Origin of the sequence: Parafrankia sp. Ea1.12 (genome assembly GCF_900465275.1) — a bacterium.
GTDB lineage: Bacteria > Actinomycetota > Actinomycetes > Frankiales > Frankiaceae > Parafrankia > Parafrankia soli.
This window is the reverse complement of record NZ_UBIZ01000682.1, coordinates 1-1,993: the sequence shown is the minus strand read 5'-3', so window position 1 is coordinate 1,993 and position 1,993 is coordinate 1. Positions and strand designations below refer to the sequence as shown.

Here is a 1,993-nt window from a genome sequence, read left to right as displayed (position 1 = left end):
AACGATATGCCCGCTTCACCACCCGAGAACCCACACCCGACAGAATAGCCAACTTCCCTGCCGCCCCGTTGTTGATGCGCTAACCCTGCCCTGAAGGACAGGGCTTGCGCGCCACGTGTCCCGGTCATCGAGTTCGGTATCGCCCGCGCTCTCGACGAGACGGCACTGACCGACACCGGGAACGTCATCGGAACGGCCGCCTGGATGGCGCCCGAACAGCTCCTCGGCGAGCACGCCGGGCCAGCGGCGGATGTGTTCGCGTGGGCCCTCTGCGTGGCCTTCGCCGCGACCGGGCGCCAGCCGTTCGCCGGCTCGCCGGTGAACACGCCGGTTACCTCCGCGCTGCGCAGGTTGAACGCCGAGCCCGACCTCGACGGCGTGCCGGAAGCCCTGCGGCCATTGCTGCGACGTGCCCACCCCCGGCCCCACACCGAACCCACAGGCACCGGCCCCGCAGGCGCCACCAGCCGCACCGGCGCCGCCCACCACCCGCCCGCCGCCCGACCCGGACGGCGGGACGACCAGCCAGCTCGTCCTCCACGGCGCCGGAGGCACTGCCGGCTGGATCTGGTTCAACAGTGGAACCGCCAACCTGGAGAAGGGCCGCAACTCCTTCACGGTCAAGGATGTCGCCTGCGGCGACGCCTGGAGCATCTACGTCCAGTACGCCTACCAGGATTCGCAGGGGAACCCGCGTGAGGGCAGCAAATATCTTTCCGGGGACTGCGACCCGGTCGAGTGGTCGGGTTCCATCGCCGGTGTCCAGTCGGAGATCCTCTCCTTCCGGTGGCAGGGCTGCAAATGGGACACCAACCACCAGAGCGCCGACACCTGCGAGTCGTGGATCACCTCGACCCTGCGCTGAGGACCCGAGGCCACCGAGACCGGCGCCCCACCGTCATGCGCGAGCCCGCGCGCTTCGCCACCCGGAGAATCTGACCAACGCGGCGCCCTACTACCGGGCGCCACCAGTTCGGCCCCGTCCGGCCGCGACGAGCGCGGCACGGCAGGCGGAGACCCCCGCCACCGCGTCACCGACCACCGGGACCGGAACCGGCGCTGGCGCTGGGCGGACCAGGCGGTACCGGTTCGACCGGCGGCCGCCACCGAGCTCGGTGACCAGGACGCCGGCCGCCTCCAGGGCGCGCACCGCGCACCGCGCGCCGGGCGGTGGACACGGACACCTCGGCCCGCGCGGCCAGCGTGGGCATCGACGGGAACGCTCCCGACCAGTCCGCCGCGTCGAGGTAGTAGGGCGATCGCGAGCAGGACTGAACGCAGGACACGCACGGACACGAGCCGGCCGCCGACGGCGGTCGGGACGAGCGTGAGCGTGCGAACGTGGGAGTACATCGCGGAGACGGCGGAGCGTTGTGGAATGCTGGATGGCACGGTTCGGGCTCCTGGTTTGGCAGGGTTCGGATCGAGGCCCCGTTCCGGTGCTGCTAACACCGGGCGGGGCCGCCCCCACTGGGAGGGATAACCCACAGTAGCGGGTTAAATCAGCTGCACCCGCCAGGCTTTTGCTGTGACCACAACTAAGCCACGTCCCCGTGTGGACGACGAACGACATCGCCGCGTGGCTCGGCGTGGGAGCGGAGCAGGGACGCCGGATCGTGAGCCACCCCGACCCTCCCGGACCGCCTTCCACGAATCAGTCATTTTTATTTATAAATTTGCATTTCCGAACAGGATCTGGCTCGTCAAATCATCGAGGCCGAGCAGCTGCACATGGCCACCGCGGCCGCCACGACAGGCCGCTGGCGGTCGCCGGAACCGTCCAGTGCAGGATCGGCTCGGCCGAGTCGCTGCTGATCAGCGGCGGCGGGGAGTCGCACGGCGCCTCGGCGGGCGTGGGCGGGCGCTTCTCAGTACCTGTCCTGAATCTTGATGGCTATTAACTCTCCGTGGCCTTCCTGGGGGTCCAGCGTGGGACAGGGGTACCGCGGGCGAGCCGGTGGGCCATCGTGCGGATCATGGCCCAGTAGACGAA

The 1,993-nt window shown here is 69.6% G+C and carries 1 protein-coding gene and 1 pseudogene; both read left to right on the top strand.

Going from position 1 to position 1,993, the window contains the following annotated elements; genetic code table 11:
- Window positions 1-90: 90 nt before the first annotated feature.
- Window positions 91-351: pseudogene (locus tag FMEAI12_RS39075) on the top strand (protein kinase); the annotation flags it as partial.
- 58 nt (window positions 352-409) lie between these two features.
- The gene (locus FMEAI12_RS39070; RefSeq protein ID WP_235015118.1) at window positions 410-865 is read left to right on the top strand and encodes a hypothetical protein; all 456 of its coding nucleotides are present in this window, start codon (window positions 410-412) and stop codon (window positions 863-865) included.
- Window positions 866-1,993 lie beyond the last annotated feature (1,128 nt).